The sequence below is a fragment of the Clostridium sp. 'White wine YQ' genome (genome assembly GCF_028728205.1).
Taxonomy (GTDB): domain Bacteria; phylum Bacillota; class Clostridia; order Clostridiales; family Clostridiaceae; genus Clostridium_T.
Genome location: NZ_JAQYUU010000021.1, coordinates 1 through 1,070 on the forward strand (window position 1 = coordinate 1; position 1,070 = coordinate 1,070).

1 protein-coding gene and 1 rRNA gene are annotated in these 1,070 nt (G+C 32.7%); both read right to left on the reverse strand.

All coding sequences use genetic code 11. The annotated features are described in order from the left end of the window. Nucleotides 1-377: 377 nt before the first annotated feature. On the reverse strand, nt 378-767 hold the full coding sequence (locus tag PTZ02_RS19620; RefSeq protein ID WP_274229410.1) for a PTS sugar transporter subunit IIB: 390 nt from the start codon (nt 765-767) through the stop codon (nt 378-380). A gap of 196 nt (nt 768-963) precedes the next feature. Then, nucleotides 964-1,070: ribosomal RNA gene (locus tag PTZ02_RS19625) — 16S ribosomal RNA — on the reverse strand; the annotation flags it as partial.

The window sequence follows — 1,070 nt, forward strand, 5'->3', positions numbered from 1 at the left end:
ACTTGACCTTTAACTCAAAGTCTTATAAACTTCGCATTACTTTGTCGATTTCATCGCTGTGGTGCTCACATAGGTGAACTATGCTCTGCTCCTCGCTCCTCATCTCCGCGTACTGCTCGTTTCTAAGCCTTCTCGGTCGAATCATAAATGATTCTCCTGTGAATTAACTATTTATTTGCATTTAGTAATATGCGAGTATTTCCTAAATGCTATCATTAATTCATACATGTGTAACTATTAATAGTTACATTTGCCAACTGGCTTTGTTTTAAAAACAAATTTTATACTATGTGCAATTTTCAAAGAACTTTGTCACTAGGTCGTAGCGACATATAGTATTATATAAATATTAAGCTACTATGTCAATACCTAATATACTATTTATTTTCAATCATGACTAAAATTTGTTTAAGAATACCTTCGCCATCCATAGTTACCATATCTCTAACCTCTATAAATTCACAAGATGTGTTAGTATCCTTCACAACTGATTCTATGGAATTTAATATGTACCTAATTTGAGGAGTTAGTAATATTCCATCAAAATAATTTATATTCTTAGACAACTTAATAAAATCCAAATTAACATTTGTCCATATAATTAATAAATCATACGAATTAAATCGTTCAATGCTTTTCTTATTCTTAATGGAAGATAAACTTTCAGTAGCTATCTTTATACCATACAAACTCCCATTAGACTTAACTTTATCGGCCAGCATACTTGCTATTATTTCACCTGAACAAACTAATAAGAGCACTTTCATAATATCCCCGCCACTATAATTATATATTTTAGTGCAAAAAAAGAACTACCCTTGAGTAGTTCTTTAAATGTACTTTCAAAATTAAACAGAGGTAGTAATCTTTAAAGTGCAATTTATTATTTTGTTTACTTAACACTTACTCGAATTTTAGTTAAACCAAAATTCTTAATTGTAAGCTTAAGTATGTTCTCCATAGAAAGGAGGTGATCCAGCCGCAGGTTCTCCTACGGCTACCTTGTTACGACTTCACCCCAATCGCTGACCCTACCTTCGGCCGCGCCCTCCTAAAAGGTTAGGCTACGG